Below are 19,041 nucleotides of genomic sequence, written 5' to 3' on the forward strand. Positions count from 1 at the left end.
TTGGAGTTAACAAAAACAATCCAAAATCCTTGCATCCAAAATCCAAAATAAAAAACTCCTGACTCCTGTACGGGCGAAGTAGGGGCGAAGTAGGGGCGAAGTAGGGGCGAAGCATTCGGAAAATAACCTTTTCAGAAAATTGATAATTTATCGCCCGAATGCTTCGCCCTTACAGGAAAATAACCTTTTCAGAAAATTGATAATTTATCGCCCGAATGCTTCGCCCTTACAGGAAAATAACCTTTTCAGAAAATTGATAATTTATCGCCCGAATGCTTCGCCCTTACAGGAAAATAGCCTGTTCAGAAAATTGATAATTTGTCGCCCGAATGCTTCGCCCCTACGACTCCTGACTCCTCGAACTCCTGACTCCTTGATCTCCTGCCTCCTGCCTCCTGTTATATTTTGGGAAATGGGTGGATAATCTGCAAATCCCACTTTCAAAGCCGTCCTTAACTGAACAGGTCTAAAACTATGGAATTGACACTTAAAAACGTTGAAACTGTCTTAGATGAAATGCGCCCTTATCTAATGTCTGATGGGGGTAATGTGGAACTGGTAGAACTCGATGGACCAGTAGTGAAACTGCGTTTACAAGGTGCTTGCGGTTCTTGTCCTAGTTCACAAATGACTTTGAGAATGGGTATTGAACGCCGTCTCAAAGAAATGATTCCCGAAATTGCAGAAATTGAACAAGTCATCTAGGAATAGATGACTGGTGGTTGGTGATTGGTGATTGGTGACTGGTGATTGGTGATTGGTGACTGGTGATTGGTGAGTGGGTAATCAATCTTTATGTTTCCCTATCAACTATCAACTATCAACTATCACCAATTACCCATTACCCATTACCATTATTGATAATTGAAAATTATTAGTAAATCCTGAAAAGCATATTATTGATCATGTCTCATCCCCTTTACGTCGCGTTTATTTGGCACCAACATCAACCATTGTACAAGTCTCCTGTCAGTCAGCAGTATCGCTTACCTTGGGTGAGGTTACATGGTACTAAGGATTATCTAGATTTAATATTATTGCTGGAAAAATACCCGAAATTACATCAAACGGTGAATTTAGTACCGTCTTTGATTTTACAGTTAGAAGATTATATTGCGGGAAATGCTTTTGACCCTTATTTAACTGCCAGTTTAACACCTGTGGAACAGTTAACCACAGAACAAAAAGAGTTTATTGTTCAACATTTTTTTGATGCTAACCATCATACTTTAATTGACCCCCATCCCCGTTATGCCCAATTGTATTATCAAAGACAGGAAAAGGGTCAAGGTTGGTGTTTAGCAAATTGGCAAGCTGTAGATTATAGTGATTTATTAGCTTGGCATAATTTAGCGTGGATTGATCCTTTATTTTGGGATGATCCAGAAATTGCAGCTTGGTTAAAACAAGGACGTAATTTTACTTTAGGCGATCGCCAACGAATCTATTCTAAACAAAAACAAATCCTCAGTCGCATTATTCCCCAACACCGGAAAATGCAGGAAACTGGCCAGCTAGAAGTTACCACCACCCCCTACACTCACCCCATTTTACCCCTGTTAGCTGATACCAACTCTGGACGGGTGGCAGTGCCACAAATGACATTACCTAACCAGCGTTTCCAGTGGGCGGAAGATATTCCCCGCCATTTACAAAAAGCCTGGGATTTATATAAAGATAGGTTTGAACAAGCACCCAGAGGTTTATGGCCTTCAGAACAGTCCGTCAGCCCAGAAATTTTACCGTATATTATTAAACAAGGGTTTAAGTGGATTTGCTCAGATGAAGCGGCTTTAGGTTGGACATTGCAACATTTCTTTCATCGGGATGGGGCGGGAAATGTACAACAACCAGAATTATTATACCGTCCCTATCGTTTGCAAACTCCCGCAGGTGAGGTTTCCATTGTATTCCGGGATCATAGATTATCAGATTTAGTGGGTTTTACTTATGGTGCAATGCAGCCAAAACAGGCGGTTGCAGACTTAGTAGGACATTTACAGGCGATCGCTAGAAAACAAAGAGAAAACCCAACTTCACAACCTTGGTTAGTTACCATTGCTTTGGATGGGGAAAATTGCTGGGAATTTTATCCCCAAGACGGTAAACTTTTCCTAGAAACATTGTATGAAAACCTGAGTAATCAAGAAAATATCAAACTGGTTACTGTTTCCGAATTTCTAGAAAAATACCCCGCTACAGCAACTATTCCCGGTGAAAAATTACATAGCGGTTCATGGGTAGATGGCAGTTTTACAACTTGGATCGGCGATCCTGTAAAAAACCGCGCTTGGGACTATTTAACCCATGCAAGAGAAACCTTAGCAAAACATCCCGAAGCAACCGAAGAAAATAACCCCGCAGCGTGGGAAGCGTTATATGCTGCTGAAGGTTCTGATTGGTTTTGGTGGTTTGGAGAAGGACATTCATCAAATCAAGATGCCATATTTGATCAACTATTTAGAGAACATTTATATGGCATTTATAAAGCATTAAATGAACCCATACCAGCCTATTTAACCCAACCTTTAGAAGTCCACGAAGCCAAATTAGATCATCGTCCAGAAAGTTTTATTCATCCCATAATTGACGGTAAAGGAGATGAACAAGATTGGGATAAAGCCGGCAGAATAGAAGTAGGTGGTTCACGGGGAACAATGCACCAAAGTAGTTTAGTACAACGCATTTTTTACGGTGTTGATCACCTAAATTTCTATGTGCGAGTAGACTTTAAAAGCGGTGTCACACCAGGAAAAGAACTACCCAAAGAATTAAATTTATTGTGGTATTATCCCGATAGACCAATGATCAATAGTCCTGCACCTTTAGCAGAAGTTCCTGATCTTGCACCGGTTAATTATTTCTTTCACCATCATTTAGAAATTAACCTAATTTCCCAAACAATTTATTTTCGAGAAGCAGCAGAACATTATCAATGGCATCCCCGCGCAACTCGCGCCCAAGTTGCGTTAAACTCTTGTTTAGAGATAGCAGTACCTTGGGCAGATTTGCAAGTTCCTCCTGACTATCCTGTAAGGTTGGTTTTGGTTTTAGCTGATGATGGTTGTTATCACAGTTATTTACCAGAAAATTCTTTAATTCCCATTGAAGTACCTTAATAGTAGGTTGGGTTGACGGGAGGAAACCCAACATTTTTTTATCTCACGCAGAGACGCAAGAAAGGAGATCAAGGAGTCAGGAGTTCAAGGAGTAGGTTGGGTTGACGTGAGGAAACCCAACAATCAGATCATCTGCATTTATCTGTTTGCTTCTGCGTTTAATTTTTGTATAAAACAATTATCAATTATCAATTGATAAAATCATCCGCGTTTATCTGTGTGCATCTGCGTTTAAAAAATGGGTTGTAAATCTAAAATAAAACCTGGTAACACATCTTCCCCAGATAAACTTTGAGGATTTTCTAATATTTCTACTGCTTGATTTTGACGATATATTTCTACTTGTTTATCTTTAGGATTTAACAACCAACCTAAACGCAATCCATTATTAATATATTCCCGCATTTTGGCTTGGGTATCAGCTAAATCGTCACTTTCAGAAACTAATTCAATCACAAAATCAGGACATAAAGGTAAAAACTTTTTTCTTTGTTCTGGTGTCAGTGCATTCCATCTTTCTATTTTTATCCAAGATACATCAGGGGAACGAGTACCACCAAGAGGTAATTTAAAACCTGTGGAAGAATCAAATGCTTTTCCTAATTTATGTGTTCTGTTCCAAAACCAAACTTGTCCAGTTAATTCTAAGTTTCTTTCTCCTGTTTCTCCTCCGGTTGGTGACATAACTATTAATTCCCCTTGATGTGATAATTCTAAGCGTAAATCTTTGTTAGCTGCAACTATTTCTACAAATTCATCATCTGTGAATTTTAATGATTTTGGGATTTGTAAGGTTACAGAAGTCATGATTCTTACCTGTTGAATATTAGATATTATATCTCAGTACGTTGGGTTGACGGGAGGAAACCCAACATCTTTTATATCTCACACAGAGACGCAGAGAACGCAGAGGAAGAAAATAATTCAAAAGTAGATTAAGTTCCGTAGTGAGGACTTCAGTCCTCAAGTAAGGAATAAATTCCTTACTACGAACTTTGCGTTTGCAAAATGGGTTGTAAATTCCAAATAAAACCTTTTGAGAGGGAATTTTAAATTTTCTATTGTTGAATATTTTGTTGAATATTAGAAATTCCAATCTCTGCGAAAATGCAATAAACTTTGCAAAAACTCTTGCACAATGTGGTTTTTATTTAATTTTTGTTTATTCCATTCTCTTGCGGTTTGCTGTAATATTTCTGAAAAGCTAGGATCAACAACAGCTAAATTTTCTAAGTTCTCAATTTTCAGATTTTTTGACATTGCTAAAGCTACTAAGTTTACTAATTCTCCCGCTTCTACACCAAATATAGAACATCCTAATATTTGACCATTTTCTAAAATAATTAATTTACAAATACCTGTAATTTCATTTTTAATTTGTGCTGCTGTTAAGGTTTTGAAATAGTTGGTAAAAACTAAAACTTGATTTTTACCATATCTTCTTTTTGCTTGTAATTCTGTTAACCCTATTTGCGCTACCATTGGTTGAGAAGATATTATCCAAGGAATACAACGATAATTAACTTCAAGTCTGGGAAAAAATAGAGCATTTTTCACAGCAATTTTAGCTTCATAATTGGCAATGTTGGCAATATCATAACCACCTAGAATATCACCACAAGCGTAAATGCGATGATTTGTGGTTTGGAGTTTTTTATTCACAACTAAACGCCTTGGATACCATTTTACTCCTGCTGCTGCTAAATTTAAATTATCTATGTTTGGTTGTTGTCCAGTTGCAATTAAAATTTCTTCAGTTTCTATAGCTTTATCTCCAGCTTGCACCCATTTTTGATCTTCAATTTTTCGTATTTGGGTGACTCTTGTTTGGTTAAAAATACGCACACCATCAGCTTCTAATTGTGCTATCAATAATTGTCTTATTTCTGGGTCAAGATAAGAAAAAACACTAGGATGATTTAATATTAAATTGATGTTGCAACCCCAACGAGCTAAAGTTTGGGCAATTTCAATACTTTGGGGTAAACCACCAATAATTACCCAATTTTTTGGAGGGTTTGGTGTTTCTAAATATTGCCAAATATTCGCTAAGGTGAGATAACCTATAGTGTTTAAACCTTCAATATCGGGAATTTTTGGACGTGAACCGCAAGCGAGTAAATAGGTACGGGCGCTTAAAATTCTGTCATTCACTGCAAAACTCAGCTTGGGAGAAGTTTGAAATTTCCCATTACCAATAATTACATCAACACCTTGGGCAGACAAATTAGCAAGAGAATTAAGTTGGTTAATATTTGCTGCAATACTTTGAGAATACAACATCCCTTGCTGGTAAGAATAGCTGCAAGTCGGTTGAGGGATCGGAATTTGCGATTTTTCTGGTACTCCAGTATTGCTAATTGGCTTGTTTGGGTGAAAATCTGATTTGATGTTTTTACTCTCGGTCATAATGCCAAGAGTTTTCATATCAACGCACTGCTGAGAGATTTTACTTAGTTCGCTGAGTGGGTAATGATAATTTAATTCATAGTGTATTTGAGGCTGTACCAAGGCAACTTTGGCTTGTAGTTGGGTTGCAGCTAAAGCCGCTTGGTATCCAGTAATACTACCACCAATAATTACAATATCGTAGTCAATTTTCATTGGGAATTGGGAATTGGGAATTGGGAATTGGGAATTGGGAATTGGGAATTGGGAATTGGGAATTGGGAATTGGGAATTGGGTTATTCATCCTCCCAGTCACCAGTCACCAGTCACCAGTCACCAGTCACCAGTCACCAGTCACCTGATAACTGATTTAAGGGCTGTTAGTAGGCGTTGGTTATCAGATTGGGAACGGACAGCGACACGGAAAAAGCGATCGCCCAACTCTTTAAAACTGCGACAATCACGAATTAAAATTTGGTATTGCTGAAGTAATTTTTCTTGTAACTGAGAAGTTGAATGTTGAGACTCTACCAAGAGGTAGTTAACAGCGCCTTCTAGAGGTCTTAATCCGTTAATTGCCGATAAACCCTGAAATAATTGATTTCGTGCCTGTGGCAGCCATTTCCAGGTCTGTTGTTGAAAGTCTGTATCTTGGAGTGCGGCGATCGCAGCAGCAGCAGCTAAGGTATTGACAGGCCAGGGATCTCGCCATGATTGCCATTTTCTGAGCAAGTCCGGGTGAGCGATCGCATATCCTAACCTTAACCCAGGTAGACTGTAAAACTTGGTGAGCGATCGCAATATCACCAAATTCTCATATTCCTGTACCAATCCGATCAAACTTTGTTCCTGATCAGGAGGCAGAAAATCCATAAACGCCTCATCCACCACCACCAAAGCAAAATCTTTCAGGTAAGGCAAAATATCATCCCGTAAAAATAGCTTACCCGTTGGGTTATGTGGATTATTTAGCAGCAACCCATACTCCTGAGATGGGGAGATAGGGAGATGGGGAGGTAGGGGGAGAATATTAACTTTTGCCTCCTGCCTTCTGCCTCCTGCCTCCTGCCTCCTGCCTTCTGCCTCCAAATCAATAGGAAACTCCAGCACTTTAGCATTATAAGCCGCTAGGGTGCGGTAATAATCGCCAAAGGCTGGAGTCATTAACATTGTTGCCGCTAATTGTCCTAATTCCCTACCTAGTAAAGTCAGTAATTCTGCTGAACCATTTCCCGGCAGAATCCACTCAGGTGGTAATTGATGAAAGTGACCCAGAGCTAGTTTGAGTTCGCTGTAATCTGGGTCAGGATAGTGTTTAAGATTACCAAATTGGGAAGCGATCGCAGCAATAACGCTGTTTGGTGGTCCCAACGGGCTGATACTGGCAGAAAAATCGACAATAGCATCCGGGGAACAGCCAGCTAACGCCGCTGCCCAAGCTAAATTTCCCCCGTGTGCCTGTTGTCGCATCAAAAATAGACTTCCTAGAACAGAACCTACTCTTTTGGGGGTGCTACTCTTTCTCTAAAGAGTTTCCCAGCCGAGAAAGCAGGAACTTTGGTAGCTGGAATTTCCATTTTTTCATTGGTTTTGGGGTTGCGGCCTTCACGAGCTTTCCGTTCCCGTGATTCAAAAGAACCAAATCCCACCAGGGTGACTTTATCGCCTGAAGCCACAGCCTCAATAATTGTCTCAATAGCAGCAGTTAACACCGCATCCGCTTGTTTCTTTGTCACACTGGCTTTTTCCGCCACTGCATCAACTAATTCGCCTTTGTTCATATCAAACTCCTTGAGGTTTAATTGAGATTTAGTCAAGATGTACTTTGTCGGATCTTTACGGAAATCTCTGTTGGCAGCATTACAAAAATCGTCCCTTGAGAGTATTTACACTCAAAACCCCTGTAAATCAGATTGGCTCGACTTTTCAATGAATCATTCTAAGGTGTTGTAGCCAGAAGTGCATAGGTGAAAGCATTAATTTATATAGATTTCAGAATTTATTGTGTTTTTTGCTGCATAGTTGCCCTGGAAACACCGAATTTTTAGGAATAAATGCTTACTGGGGACTGGGTACAGCAATTTTCGAGAGCATCCAAATTTTGAAAAAATCAACTCAGCAATACCAAAAACCCTCTTAAACCCTCTTAACTTTGTGTCCTTTGCGTTCTTTGCGGTTCATTCATATTAGGACTTTGTAGCAATTCAAAGATTCCCAAAAAATCAAATTACACATTTGGGATGCTCCCCAATTGTCAGGTAAATAAAACACAAAACAAAGTTTAAAAGCCTTATAGAGACGTTGCATGAACCATTTATGCTTATTAAAGGTTCGTCACAATATCTTTTAAAGGCAACATTAATGTTAAAGGTTCTATCGGTGAGGGCTTAAACTTATGTTTTAGATAAAATTGTTTAGCTGCTTCATCTTTCGCATGAACTAAAATACATCGTATGCCGACAATTTTGGATGCTTGTAAAACCCGAAAAATTGCATCTCTTAATAAACCAGATCCGATACCCTGCCCTTCCCATTGTTCATCAGCAGCTAACCTACCAACGATCATACAAGGAACTGGATCTGGTGCATTTTGCTTGACTTTTCTAATAGCCACTGAGTGATATACACCAGCACTTGCCAAACAGTAATAACCGATTACTTTGTTTTCACAAATTACTACATAAGTTCTAGCAGTATCACCCTCATTTTTAAATGCTTTTTCCTTCAACCAATTATTTAAAGTTTCTGACTTTGATTTGAATTGTGATATATCATGGCTAGAATTAATTGGTTGAGGAGCTTCTATTATTTTCCTCTGATCCATTCTTAATCCCAAGGTGATTTAGCAGCTAAAAACTTACGTAGTTCCTCGTCTGCTTGAGGTGGTGCATCTAAAATATCAATAAATTCTTGATATTTTTTTTCATCTAAAGCAAAAAAAGTTTGATCACAAATTACTTTTTCTGCTTCTCTACAAGCGACATCTAGCATGAAATCAGAACGAGTTTTACCAAGAATTGATGCAGCATAATCAATTAAATTACGCTGTTTTTCTTGAACTCTAATATTAATAACCTGATTGCGTCCAGGATTATCCATTTCAAAGGAAGCTACCATTTTCGTTTCCTGAATTTTAATAACTCCATTACGTCTACTATAAATAATCGTGTACACAATGTCAATACATTGTTATTAGGACTTACGCAAGATTAGACTAAAGACCTGATTTTTGCGTAAGACTGGATACAATACTGTTCGGTTAAGGATTTTTGTAGGTTGGGTGGAACGAAGTGAAACCCAACAAACCCTTGTAAATGTTGGGTTTCGTTCCTCAACCCAACCTACGTTATTTCGTTGTTTTGGGCTTAACCGAAAAGTATTGGGACTGGATAAAGTTTGATCTTAGCAACGCTGCTTCTCTCATTGATTCTGCTATATATTAGTTATTCAAACCCAATACTAAATTATGACTAAAGAATTATTAGTGCAAGAAATAGAGTCCTTACCACCAGAATTGCTAACTGAAGCATTAGATTTTATTCGCTTTATAAAAGCCAGTCATTCACAAAAGCAGTTGAACAAGGAAACAAATTTAAGCGAAGATACATTGAAGGGTTCAACAGCCGAAGATTTACTTGAGTTTGCGGGTTCTTGGTCAGGAGATGATATTCGAGAATGCTTGCAACTTGTCCATAATACCCGTATGCCGTTGCAAATATAAATCATTTTTTCAGCGACGTTTTACCCGTTCTGTAATTGCTAGAAACCAAATCAACTTACTCATTTATGAGCCAAAACAGGAGATAATTGTCAAATGGCAGTAGAAGAGTATCGTCAAATAGTTAAGAATCTAATTTTAGAAAAAGCTCAAAGACGATTTACACCGGAAGAAATAGAAGTCCAAGCGGTTATAGATACCCAAAACGACCACTATCTTCTGTTACATACTGGTTGGCGTGGTAATAATCGCACTCATGGTTGTAGTATCCATATTGACATTAAAAACGGTAAAATCTGGATACAGCATGATGGAACTGAAGTAGGAATTGCTACACTTCTACTTGAACAAGGCGTACCCAAAGAAGATATAGTCCTGGGTTTTCATTCTCCAGAAATGCGCGAATTTACAGAATTTGCTATCCATTAAAGACACCTGAAATACCCGAATCATCCAACAATCCGGGTATTTGCACAGTCTACCGATTACCAGGAACTCTCAACCCCCGACGCTCAAGCATCTCCCGCACCTGGGGACTAGGATTGTAGTTATAACCATAGCTAGAACGCTCCGAGTCATCCATTACCTGTGGTGTGAGTAATACAATTACCTCTCTACGTTCATTCTCTCTATTTGTTCTTCTAAACAATGAACCAAGAAGGGGAATATCACCCAAAATAGGCAGCTTGGTTACAGTTGTCCGATCTGAGTCTTGAATGATACCTGATAAAATCAGAGTTTGACCATCTCGCAAGCGTAATAAACCAGATTGAAGACTTCTTCCTGTAATCAAGCCGATAGTACCATCAACCGTACTTGCTGAACCACCAGGCGCAGATACAGTAGGTGCTACAGACAAGGACACAAAACCATTATCATCAATTCTTTCAACTCTTACTGCCAGAGTTAACCCTGCTTCCTTGATGATCGGTTCTCTCAGTGTGTCGGTGACTCTAATACCGCCGTATACCTCCTGAGTTAACTTAACTACCGCATCCTGTCCTTCTTGGACAATTAAGGTGGGATCTGTCAAAATCTTGGCATTACCACTTTGCACTTGAGCTTGCAAGCTGGCTAGGAAACGTTTAGGAAACTGATACAGAGAAGGTAAAGCAGATGTTGCTGTTCCTGGATTTCCTGGTGTGTAGGTGGTAACTGTTCTGGCCGGAGTACCAGGAACAGCAGGAACAATCAGATTACCCTGGTTATCATAAACAGCAGGAGTACCAGGAACGGCAGGAATATTTGTAATAGTAGTTATATCTGGTGTTCCTCTAGTAAAGTCTGTCAAACCAGCTTGGAATGGATCTTGTGAAACGCCTGCTCGGCGGTTAAAGAATGATGCTGCCCCTCCTTCAATATTAGAGTTGAGTGCACCGTCCACAATTCTTCTATTGCCTATCCCAGTACCCGGAATAGTAGTGCTGTTATTTAAATCAAGAAAAGTATTAGCACCTCTAAAAGGGTTCTGAATCACAGGCGTTTCACGGATGCTATTTGCAACTTCACTACTGGTAGCAGGTCGAGAACCACCAAAATTAAAAGTTGCCGCACCACCGTCACTAGCAAAGTAGTTATTACCAATCCCAAAGGAAAAGCTGCTGTTATAGTCCTGAATACCCAAAAGGTTAACATCAATAATTTTGACATTAACCACAACCTGCCGACGACGGATATCAAGCTTGGTTAATTGAGACACTGCCATATCAACTAACTTGGGAGAACCAATTAAAGTGACAGAATTTGTCCGTTCGTCTCCTGAAGCCTGTAAACCTCTCAGTAAAGGTGTTGAATCTTTATACTCAACTCGTTGAGTTTCAATTTTTGTTTCTGTAGTGGTCTGAGTTTGGGTAATTGCGTCGGCATTAGCAGCACCACCTACAGGTACAGCATTCACGCTGGTTACCAATCTTTCACGGCTTACAGCACTTTCCGCACCCAAAGCTACCAAAAAGTTTAAAGCCACACCCACAGTTACCTGATTGAGTCGCAAACTCCGCATCACTGTATCACGGGTAGAATTAGGCAATTTAGCCCCGACAAAAATTGTCCTCCCACTGCGATTAGCTTCTAAACCACTCAAGCGCAAAACGTAATTAAATACATCCTGCACCGGTTCATTTTCTATATCTAAAGAAATTGTTTGGCTAATGGTTTGGCCTTCGGTGGGTGCTGATCCTTCTGCTCCCACATAAGCCAGGTTAAGTCCAGCAGCACGAGCCAATAGTGATAAAACTTCCCTCACTGGTGCATCTCGCAACACCAAACGCGGTACTCGTTCCTGTGTTCCTAAATCAATCACAGTAGGAGATGTATCAATATTAGATACTGTAATATCACCTACTGGTGGGGCAACGGCTCTAGGTAAAAAGGGAGGTGCTAGGTTATAAGGTTGATTTGGTCCTGCTGGTTGTGCCTTTTTACCATCAATTGTTATTTCTGGGTTAGGTACTAACACATCAGGCTGTTTACTAAACTCTACAGCACCACCAGGGGGAGTTGGAGGTGCTGATGCTGTGGTGTTTGTATTCGGTGTGGTTGGGGTTGTGTTTGGTGTGGGTGCTGCTGCTGTCGCGTCTCCTGTGGTAGTAAAACCAAGAGTTAGATTGTTATTTTCACGGACTACTGGTTTACCAGCAGGAGCATTATTAATACCCATGACGGTAACACGGACACTATTAGCATCTAACTGATTAACTTCTACAGATGCTATTCCCGGTGCTGGGTTTTCTTGACGGAAACTCTTGCCTTGCGGTAAACGCAGTTGCGTATTAATAATATCTGCAACTAAGGCTTTATCTCTTTTAGTGGTGAAAATCTGGGGTTTATTTCCAGAAGAAGTCTTTAAAATGACACTAATTCCCCCATCAACGGGATTGAGTTTCACTTCTGTAATTTGAGTGGTCTGTGCCAAAACAGGTTGTGCTGCTAAAACCACACAAGCAGCCGCGCTAGAAATTAAAACATTACTATGAACTTGTTTCACAGTTCATTCCTCACCTTAAATAAAAACCAGTCTGTATATCTACTTGTTAATCGGCTATCTTAAAGTAACCCATTGTACATTGAATTGGCATTCAAGTTACAACTCAGCACTCAGGACTTTTGCGGGTTACTTCTGGGGTGGTGGTGCGGCTTTTGCTGCTGCTTTTGCCTGTTCTTCAGCAGTTAATGGCATTAATACCACTAAGTCAAAGGAAGTAGAAATTTTGCCGACTCCTGTTCGCACTCCTTTTTGCTTATCATCTGTATCTTCTTTTTCTGGTGGTACTAATTTAGAATCATAATTTTGCACGAGTAATAAAGGCTGTAATCGCTCAATATTACGAATGATTGCCTGAGTTTGTTCAAAATTGCCTTCTATTTCTACTTTGATAATTTGCCGTTTGAGTTTGTTGTTAACTTTTTCTCCCAAACTGTTATCAATAATTATTTCTGGTTTTTCTCCTGCTGGTGCAAACTTTTTGAGTTGGGCTTTAATGGCATTACTGCCCATAGCTGTAGCATTACTGGAATCTACCAAACGACTGGTATCCAAAAGTAATGTATCCAAACTCTTTTCATTAGCAAATAAAGCTAAAACTTGGGTTTGTTGTTGCTTAGACTGAGCTAATTCTCCTAGTAACTTATCTGCTTGTTTAGCTTGGAGATTTTTTTGCTCAACTTGTCCTTGTAAGTCCTTACTTTTGGTTTGCAAGTCTTGGAAGTTGGTAAACTCTGGCATAACCATGTTTAGTATCATATAAACAGCGCCTAGCAAGCCCATAGCACCAACTACCCCACCAGTTACTTTGGGTGTAAAAGTAACACCAAAGGCAACAGGATAGGAAGATCCAGCCTCATCAAAATTGGCGTTTTTAGAAAAATTTAAATCATCACTGACTGTCATTTAATGGCTCCTGTTTTTTGCAAGTTACGGATTCTTTCAACTAATCCGACTGTACCTTTTTGTTCTAAATCACGGATTAATTGTGATGCAGGTACAGCACTTAAACTAGCTTTAATAGTGTATTTAACTACTTGAGGAGGTTTAAATTTCGTTTCGGTTTTCGTCTCAGGTGGAACAGCACCAGTGATCTCAGGTGCATCAACTAATTCCGCTGTACTAATTTTGCTTTCTTCGGGGTTAAATAACTTGGATTTGCCCATAATTAACAGAAAGTCATTGACATCAGCAAAAGAACGGGCATAACCTGTAATTTCTAATTCTCCGGCATTGTTACTGTCGTCTTCACTGTTCTTGGCTTTGATCACAGGTGGAATTTGTTTAATGGTTTCCAACTGTACATTGGCGGGAATGCGATCGCGTAAATCCTGTAACATTGCTGACCAAGGACGAATCTGATCAAATACTGTGACTAAAGCTTGTGTTTGTTCTTGTATGCCTTTTGTTTCCTCCTTAATTTTCTGAATATCGGCTAATTTTACATCTAGGTTTTTGCTTTCCTCCTCTAGTTTGACAATTTGTTGTCCTAATCCTGCATTTTGGGCTTGTAAAAACAACAAAACACCAAACACCAAAGCTGGAATAGACAAACCCACACCGACTCCCAATAAAGCTGGTGTATATTCGGTGATATCAGCTTTTGGTCTAACAGGTTTATTATTATCCAACTCAGCAGGTGAGCGATCTTTGAGAAAATTAATATCTAGGCTGTACATTTTTTTATGCCTCCCGCATTCCTAAACCAAGAACTATCCCCAAACCAGGGCGTTGCACTGGGGGATATTTATCTTCTTCTACTTCCAAAGATAAATCTCTGATCGGATCTATTTGAGTAGTAGGAAAACCTAATCTTTGAGTAAAAAATTCATCCAGTTGTTGCAATCCTCCTCCCATACCAGCTAGTAAAATCTGTGCAACTTCTAAACCCTCACTCTGATTGATATAAAAATCTATAGAACGACGTAATTCATCAGCTAATTCTCCTAGTATTTTTAACATCGGACTCATACCAGGATTAGCACCAGTCAGCCCGGTTCTAGCTACATCCAAAGGATTTGCGGGAATAGTCATATCCATCAACATATCCATCTCCCGTGATATCGGCAAATTCATTGCCCTAGATAAAGCCGCTTGCAGTTGATATGTACCTATAGGCACAGTACGAGAAAATTGTGGTACTCCATTGATAATGATGGCAATTTCTGTACTATCAAATTCAATATCAACTAAAACTGCTGCTTCTTGGGGTCCGAATAGTCGCAACTGATCCCGAATAGTTCTAATCAGAGCAAAACTGTTAATCTCTAAAACATCAACTGCTAATCCAGCTTCGGCAAAAGTATTAATATAGGTATCTGTCACTTCTTTACGAGTGGCAACCAAAAGCACTTGTACTTTTTCAATGCCATCCTCGTCTACAACATACCCCAATTTTTGATAATCTACATCAGCTTCTTCTCGTGGATAGGGTAAATACAATGCTGCTTCATGGTTAAGCACCATTTCCCGCAACTCTTTATCATCCAACTCGGCTGGTACAGGAATCACACGCACAATAGCATCTTTTCCGGGAATACAAGTAGCAACACGGGAAGCTTGGATTTTGCTTTCAGCTATTGCCTGTTGGATAATTTCCGCCATCCGGGGAGAATCGTTAATCTTACCATCTATAATTACTCCTTCTGGGACAGGGTAAGTTGACAAAGATTCTATTTTTAAGCCTTGGCGCTGCTTACGCATTTGAACTATGTTCATTCGATCTGGTGCTAGTTCAATACCAACACCTTTGTTGGATTTACCAAGGAGATTACCAAGATTACTCAAGATGCTAACCACAGTTTTACCTGCTAGATTGCTAGATGGAAAATTTATGATAAGGAGTCAGGAGTCGTAGGGGCGAAGCATTCGGGCGACCAATTATCAATTTTATGAAAAGGCTATTTTCCTGTAAGGGCGAAGCATTCGGGCGATAAATTATCAATTTTGATCACAGGTTATTTTCCGAATGCTTCGCCCCTACTTCGCCCGTACAGGAGTCAGGAGTTATTTATTTTGGATTTTGGATGCAAGAATTTTGGATTGTTTTTGTTAACTCCAATCTAAAATCTAAAATCTAAAATCTAAAATTTTCTTTCCCAGTCCCCAATCACCAATCACCAATCACCCTCGTTAATCGTAAAAATATTACCACGATGATCAGATTGCAAAAATTACAAAAACTAACTGTTTGGGTTTTGTTTGGCTTATTAGCTAGTTGGGTGGTCAGTTGCAGCACGGGTAATGTGAGTACAACTACAAAACCTGCTGCTTCAGGAGTCGCCACCATTGAGTTTTGGACGATGCAACTCCAACCCCAATTTACCAACTACTTCCAAAGTCTGATTTCGACTTTTGAATCCCAAAACCCCAGTATCAAAGTCAAATGGGTGGATGTTCCTTGGGCTGCAATGGAGAACAAGATTTTAACATCTGTCTCCGCAAAAACGCCCCCAGATGTTGTTAACCTTAACCCAGATTTTGCTTCCCAACTAGCAGGAAGAAATGCCTGGTTAGATTTGGATGCAAAGATCCCTAGTGAAGTCCGTTCTTCCTATTTGCCCAATATTTGGCAAGCTAGTACCCTCAATGGTAAAAGTTTTGGGATTCCCTGGTATCTGACTACGAGGTTAACTATTTATAACACTGATTTGCTCAAACAAGCAGGTATCACAAAACCACCTGCAACTTATACAGAATTAGCACAAGCGGCGCAACAAATTAAAGATAAAACTGGTAAATACGCCTTTTTTGCTACTTTTGTACCTCAAGATTCTGGTGAGGTTTTGGAATCTTTTGTGCAAATGGGTGTGACTTTGGTAAATGCTGAGGGTAAGGCGGCTTTTAACACACCACAAGGAAAAGCAGCTTTTCAGTATTGGGTAGATTTATATCAGAAAGGATTACTACCTAAAGAATCATTGACTCAAGGCCATCGTCATGCTATTGATTTATACCAATCTGGAGAAACGGCGTTTTTAGCTTCTGGTCCTGAGTTTTTGAAGACTATTTCTAATAATGCCCCAGAAATTGCTAAAGCTTCGGCGATCGCACCTCAAATAACCGGTGATACAGGTAAGAAAAATGTGGCTGTAATGAATATTGTCATCCCCCGTGCTACCAAAAATCCTGATGCAGCAGTGAAATTTGCTTTATTTGTCACCAATGACGAAAATCAATTAGCTTTTGCTAAAGCTGCAAATGTTTTACCATCAACAGTCAAAGCTTTATCAGATAGTTATTTTCAGGAAGTTCCGGCTAATGCTTCTACTGTGGAAAAAGCCAGAATTATCAGTGCTGAACAAATGCAAAAAGCAGAAGTTTTAACTCCCAAAATGAAGGATTTTAAATTGTTGCAAAAGGCAATTTATGAAAATCTCCAAGCGGCAATGTTAAAACAAAAAACAGTTGATCAAGCTGTCACAGATGCAGCACAACAATGGGATAATAGGTAATTGACAATTGACAATTGACAATTGATAATTATGAATTACCTAGAAAATAGCCGATGAGATAAAGAGAACCACATAAAATAACCAGGTTTTCTGAAGAGGTGAAAGCAGCATCTAAAGCCAAAAATACATCTTCATAGATGCTGCAAAAACCTAAATCTGGACAAATTTCTAAAGCTAATTTTTTTAAATCTTCTAAATTTGCATAATTACTATCAGGCACAGGTACTAAATATAATTTATCTCCTGTTTTTAACAACTCTTGAAAAATATCACCATGATCTTTTGTCGCTAACATTCCCATTACCCAAGTTATAGAATTATACTCCCCTCCCTGCTTGCGGGGTGGGGTAAGACTATCTACATAATTTCTCAAAACTGCTGCTGATCCTGGGTTATGTGCGCCATCTATTAATAATTGATAATCGTGATTATTCTGTTTATTCTTCCAGGTAAACCATTGCATTCTTCCTGGCCATTTGGTTTTTTCTATCCCATTAATAATTGCTTGTTCAGAAATCTCCCATCCTTGTTGTTGTAATATTTCTAAAGCGGCTAATGCTAAGGCAGAATTTGTTAATTGAATTTGCCCTTTTAATGGTAATTTATATTTAATTGATCCTGAATTTTCAATTGTCTGATATTCTGCCCATCCAGGATTAATTTCTACTGCTGGTTGCGGGGTAAAAATCGGACTTCGTAATTCTAAACTGCGGGATATTACTACTTTTTCGGCATCTTCTGGTAAAGGTCCCATAATTACAGGACATCCAGCTTTAATTATCCCCGCTTTCTCTCTGGCAATATCAGATATTGTGGGTCCTAATTGTTGCCAATGTTCTCTACTAATAGAAGTTATTACTGTTACTAAAGGCTTTTCGCAAACATTAGTCGCATCTAAACGACCACCTAATCCCACTTCTACCACGGCTATATCAACTTTTTGCTGTGCAAAATATAACCAAGCGGCTGCGGTAATTACTTCAAATTGGGTCGGTGATTCTCCATTTTTATCTATTGCTTCTTGAACTTGCTGTATTAATTGAAACAGATTTTCTGAAGTGATGGGTTGTTCATTAATACAAATGCGCTCATGCCAATCTATTAAATGAGGTGAAGTATATCTTCCTGTGCGATAACCTGCTTCAGTGAGAACAGATGATAGATAAGCGCAAACAGAACCTTTACCATTAGTTCCAGCAACATGAATCACTGGTACTTTTTGATGGGGATTGTCAAGATTTGCCAATAATTTGACAATGCGGGAGAGTCCCAGGTTAACGCCAAAGTGTTGAAAGGGTTGCAGTAGGGAGTTGATGTTCACAGAATTGGTAATTGGTAATTGGTGATTGGTAATTGGTAATTGGTAATTGGAGAACTATCACCCATTACCTATTACCCATTACCCATTACCTAAATTATGCTTCTTTATTTAAAAAGTTTTGCACTTGTCTGATTGCAGCAGCACCGATATTAAAAGCAGCCCAACCTGCTGCAATGGCTAATGGTGCTAAAACGATGACTACACGGGTATCAATGTCCATATTTAGAAACCTCTGTTATCTAGAAATTAAAGTTTTGTCAACAGATATCAATTTTTATTTTTATCTGAAGTCGGGTATTTTTCCAAGGGGCATTGTCAAGAATGTTGAAGTTGGTGACTGGGGACTGGGGACTGGGGACTGGTGATTGGGAATAATATTACCTAAAACCAATATCATCCCCCTTACCGGCGTGAACGAGGGCTAATTTGTGGTACTTTTGGGTGTGTTCTATGAGTTCGGCAGCTTCGGTTTCTGTGAGTTGACGGACGACTTTAGCGGGGATGCCAACTACTAGGGAAAATGGGGGTATGTCTTTGGTAACAACTGCACCAGCGCCAATGATGCTACTATGGCCAACGCGGACTCCATTTAAAATTATCGCGCCGATGCCAATTAAACTCCCCCGTTCAATATGGGCAGAATGTACCACGGCACGATGTCCTATAGTAACATGATCTTCTAAGATGGTGGGCAGACCAGGATCACCATGTAAAATGGCTCCATCCTGTATGTTTGTGCATTCGCCGATTTCAATGCGTTCTACATCCCCCCTCACTACTGCACCATACCAGATGCTTGCCCCTGCTGCGATCTTGACTGATCCGACAACAACGGCGTTGGTTGCGATAAAGGCAGCTTGAGAAAAATCGGGAGATGTCCAATAGGAAACAGTAGACACGATAGAATATTGATATGGTACCCAGGAACACTGGAAAAACTCCAACCTTTGAGGCTGGTTGCACAACCAGGATACCACAGCCGTTTGGTCTGTACGCTAAGGAAAAAACTGCTGAGATTTGCTTTTGCGGCAACTCACTCAAAGTAGTAGAGCCGAAG

21 protein-coding genes are annotated in these 19,041 nt (G+C 39.5%); 7 read left to right on the forward strand and 14 right to left on the reverse strand.

Going from position 1 to position 19,041, the window contains the following annotated elements; translation table 11 throughout:
* Positions 1 to 139 precede the first annotated feature (139 nt).
* The 3 genes from H5968_RS06060 (at position 140) to H5968_RS06070 (ending at position 3,119) form a co-directional block, all read left to right on the forward strand.
* Positions 140 to 424 carry a hypothetical protein gene (locus H5968_RS06060; protein ID WP_187039197.1) on the forward strand — a complete coding sequence of 95 codons (285 nt, stop codon included), beginning with the start codon at positions 140 to 142 and terminating at the stop codon, positions 422 to 424.
* Between the two features lie 50 nt (positions 425 to 474).
* Positions 475 to 705: a NifU family protein gene (locus H5968_RS06065; RefSeq protein WP_187039198.1), complete on the forward strand. Its 231-nt coding sequence runs from the start codon at positions 475 to 477 to the stop codon at positions 703 to 705.
* Positions 706 to 905: 200 nt separating this feature from the next.
* Entirely contained in the window at positions 906 to 3,119 is a 2,214-nt protein-coding gene (locus H5968_RS06070) for a glycoside hydrolase (RefSeq protein ID WP_187039199.1), read from the forward strand.
* A gap of 231 nt (positions 3,120 to 3,350) precedes the next feature.
* Here H5968_RS06070 and H5968_RS06075 read toward each other — a convergent pair whose 3' ends face one another.
* The 6 genes from H5968_RS06075 to H5968_RS06100 form a co-directional block, all read right to left on the reverse strand.
* Positions 3,351 to 3,926: a Uma2 family endonuclease gene (locus H5968_RS06075; RefSeq protein ID WP_187039200.1), complete on the reverse strand. Its 576-nt coding sequence runs from the start codon at positions 3,924 to 3,926 to the stop codon at positions 3,351 to 3,353.
* Positions 3,927 to 4,202: 276 nt separating this feature from the next.
* Positions 4,203 to 5,723: an NAD(P)/FAD-dependent oxidoreductase gene (locus H5968_RS06080; protein WP_187039201.1), complete on the reverse strand. Its 1,521-nt coding sequence runs from the start codon at positions 5,721 to 5,723 to the stop codon at positions 4,203 to 4,205.
* Between the two features lie 139 nt (positions 5,724 to 5,862).
* The gene (gene cobD / locus H5968_RS06085) at positions 5,863 to 6,978 is read right to left on the reverse strand and encodes a threonine-phosphate decarboxylase CobD (RefSeq protein WP_187039202.1); all 1,116 of its coding nucleotides are present in this window, start codon (positions 6,976 to 6,978) and stop codon (positions 5,863 to 5,865) included.
* A gap of 26 nt (positions 6,979 to 7,004) precedes the next feature.
* Positions 7,005 to 7,289: an HU family DNA-binding protein gene (locus H5968_RS06090; RefSeq protein WP_096572272.1), complete on the reverse strand. Its 285-nt coding sequence runs from the start codon at positions 7,287 to 7,289 to the stop codon at positions 7,005 to 7,007.
* 542 nt (positions 7,290 to 7,831) lie between these two features.
* On the reverse strand, positions 7,832 to 8,332 hold the full coding sequence (locus H5968_RS06095; RefSeq protein ID WP_187039203.1) for a GNAT family N-acetyltransferase: 501 nt from the start codon (positions 8,330 to 8,332) through the stop codon (positions 7,832 to 7,834).
* A 2-nt stretch (positions 8,333 to 8,334) separates the two neighbouring features.
* Positions 8,335 to 8,625 (reverse strand): DUF1778 domain-containing protein, encoded by a 291-nt coding sequence (locus tag H5968_RS06100; RefSeq protein ID WP_222620581.1) that lies wholly within the window; start codon positions 8,623 to 8,625, stop codon positions 8,335 to 8,337.
* Positions 8,626 to 8,971: 346 nt separating this feature from the next.
* Between H5968_RS06100 and H5968_RS06105 the strand changes: the two genes are divergently transcribed.
* The 3 genes from H5968_RS06105 to H5968_RS06115 are packed head-to-tail and all read left to right on the forward strand — an operon-like array spanning position 8,972 to position 9,655.
* Positions 8,972 to 9,229 (forward strand): DUF2281 domain-containing protein, encoded by a 258-nt coding sequence (locus H5968_RS06105; RefSeq protein ID WP_187039231.1) that lies wholly within the window; start codon positions 8,972 to 8,974, stop codon positions 9,227 to 9,229.
* A complete protein-coding gene (locus H5968_RS26070; RefSeq protein WP_187039204.1) occupies positions 9,171 to 9,332 on the forward strand; it encodes an element excision factor XisH family protein in 162 nt (53 codons plus the stop codon). Before H5968_RS06105 ends, H5968_RS26070 begins: the two co-directional genes overlap by 59 nt.
* On the forward strand, positions 9,323 to 9,655 hold the full coding sequence (locus tag H5968_RS06115; protein WP_187039205.1) for a XisI protein: 333 nt from the start codon (positions 9,323 to 9,325) through the stop codon (positions 9,653 to 9,655). The genes H5968_RS26070 and H5968_RS06115 overlap by 10 nt, the downstream gene beginning before the upstream one ends.
* A 49-nt stretch (positions 9,656 to 9,704) precedes the next feature.
* Here the strand turns inward: H5968_RS06115 and H5968_RS06120 are convergent, their stop codons facing one another.
* The 5 genes from H5968_RS06120 to H5968_RS25525 all read right to left on the reverse strand — a co-directional run bounded on the left by H5968_RS06120 (position 9,705) and on the right by H5968_RS25525 (position 15,153).
* The gene (locus tag H5968_RS06120; RefSeq protein WP_187039206.1) at positions 9,705 to 12,212 is read right to left on the reverse strand and encodes a type IV pilus secretin family protein; all 2,508 of its coding nucleotides are present in this window, start codon (positions 12,210 to 12,212) and stop codon (positions 9,705 to 9,707) included.
* 126 nt (positions 12,213 to 12,338) lie between these two features.
* Entirely contained in the window at positions 12,339 to 13,115 is a 777-nt protein-coding gene (locus H5968_RS06125; RefSeq protein ID WP_187039207.1) for a pilus assembly protein PilO, read from the reverse strand.
* Positions 13,112 to 13,888 (reverse strand): PilN domain-containing protein, encoded by a 777-nt coding sequence (locus H5968_RS06130; RefSeq protein WP_187039208.1) that lies wholly within the window; start codon positions 13,886 to 13,888, stop codon positions 13,112 to 13,114. The genes H5968_RS06125 and H5968_RS06130 overlap by 4 nt, the downstream gene beginning before the upstream one ends.
* Positions 13,889 to 13,892: 4 nt before the next feature.
* Positions 13,893 to 14,999 (reverse strand): type IV pilus biogenesis protein PilM, encoded by a 1,107-nt coding sequence (pilM, locus tag H5968_RS06135; RefSeq protein WP_187039232.1) that lies wholly within the window; start codon positions 14,997 to 14,999, stop codon positions 13,893 to 13,895.
* 28 nt (positions 15,000 to 15,027) lie between these two features.
* Positions 15,028 to 15,153 (reverse strand): hypothetical protein, encoded by a 126-nt coding sequence (locus H5968_RS25525; protein ID WP_255427061.1) that lies wholly within the window; start codon positions 15,151 to 15,153, stop codon positions 15,028 to 15,030.
* Positions 15,154 to 15,364: 211 nt separating this feature from the next.
* Between H5968_RS25525 and H5968_RS06140 the strand changes: the two genes are divergently transcribed.
* Positions 15,365 to 16,663: a sugar ABC transporter substrate-binding protein gene (locus H5968_RS06140; protein WP_187039209.1), complete on the forward strand. Its 1,299-nt coding sequence runs from the start codon at positions 15,365 to 15,367 to the stop codon at positions 16,661 to 16,663.
* 28 nt (positions 16,664 to 16,691) lie between these two features.
* Here the strand turns inward: H5968_RS06140 and H5968_RS06145 are convergent, their stop codons facing one another.
* From H5968_RS06145 to H5968_RS06155, 3 genes are all read right to left on the reverse strand, one after another.
* A complete protein-coding gene (locus tag H5968_RS06145; protein ID WP_187039210.1) occupies positions 16,692 to 17,984 on the reverse strand; it encodes a folylpolyglutamate synthase/dihydrofolate synthase family protein in 1,293 nt (430 codons plus the stop codon).
* A 94-nt stretch (positions 17,985 to 18,078) separates the two neighbouring features.
* Entirely contained in the window at positions 18,079 to 18,204 is a 126-nt protein-coding gene (locus H5968_RS06150; RefSeq protein WP_096572282.1) for a photosystem II protein Y, read from the reverse strand.
* A 157-nt stretch (positions 18,205 to 18,361) separates the two neighbouring features.
* Positions 18,362 to 18,883: a gamma carbonic anhydrase family protein gene (locus tag H5968_RS06155; protein WP_187039211.1), complete on the reverse strand. Its 522-nt coding sequence runs from the start codon at positions 18,881 to 18,883 to the stop codon at positions 18,362 to 18,364.
* Positions 18,884 to 19,041 lie beyond the last annotated feature (158 nt).

It is taken from the genome of Sphaerospermopsis sp. LEGE 00249, from assembly GCF_014299995.1.
Classification (GTDB): Bacteria; Cyanobacteriota; Cyanobacteriia; order Cyanobacteriales; family Nostocaceae; genus Sphaerospermopsis; species Sphaerospermopsis kisseleviana.

Bases quoted from the DNA above. Each gene is read 5' to 3' on its own strand.
- H5968_RS06065 (WP_187039198.1), top strand. From the start codon at position 475: ATGGAATTGACACTTAAAAACGTTGAAACTGTCTTAGATGAAATGCGC.
- H5968_RS06070 (WP_187039199.1), top strand. From the start codon at position 906: ATGTCTCATCCCCTTTACGTCGCGTTTATTTGGCACCAACATCAACCA.
- H5968_RS06075 (WP_187039200.1), bottom strand. From the start codon at position 3,926: ATGACTTCTGTAACCTTACAAATCCCAAAATCATTAAAATTCACAGAT.
- H5968_RS06080 (WP_187039201.1), bottom strand. From the start codon at position 5,723: ATGAAAATTGACTACGATATTGTAATTATTGGTGGTAGTATTACTGGA.
- cobD (WP_187039202.1), bottom strand. From the start codon at position 6,978: ATGCGACAACAGGCACACGGGGGAAATTTAGCTTGGGCAGCGGCGTTA.
- H5968_RS06090 (WP_096572272.1), bottom strand. From the start codon at position 7,289: ATGAACAAAGGCGAATTAGTTGATGCAGTGGCGGAAAAAGCCAGTGTG.
- H5968_RS06095 (WP_187039203.1), bottom strand. From the start codon at position 8,332: ATGGATCAGAGGAAAATAATAGAAGCTCCTCAACCAATTAATTCTAGC.
- H5968_RS06100 (WP_222620581.1), bottom strand. From the start codon at position 8,625: ATGGTAGCTTCCTTTGAAATGGATAATCCTGGACGCAATCAGGTTATT.
- H5968_RS26070 (WP_187039204.1), top strand. From the start codon at position 9,171: ATGATATTCGAGAATGCTTGCAACTTGTCCATAATACCCGTATGCCGT.
- H5968_RS06115 (WP_187039205.1), top strand. From the start codon at position 9,323: ATGGCAGTAGAAGAGTATCGTCAAATAGTTAAGAATCTAATTTTAGAA.
- H5968_RS06125 (WP_187039207.1), bottom strand. From the start codon at position 13,115: ATGACAGTCAGTGATGATTTAAATTTTTCTAAAAACGCCAATTTTGAT.
- H5968_RS06130 (WP_187039208.1), bottom strand. From the start codon at position 13,888: ATGTACAGCCTAGATATTAATTTTCTCAAAGATCGCTCACCTGCTGAG.
- H5968_RS06140 (WP_187039209.1), top strand. From the start codon at position 15,365: ATGATCAGATTGCAAAAATTACAAAAACTAACTGTTTGGGTTTTGTTT.
- H5968_RS06150 (WP_096572282.1), bottom strand. From the start codon at position 18,204: ATGGACATTGATACCCGTGTAGTCATCGTTTTAGCACCATTAGCCATT.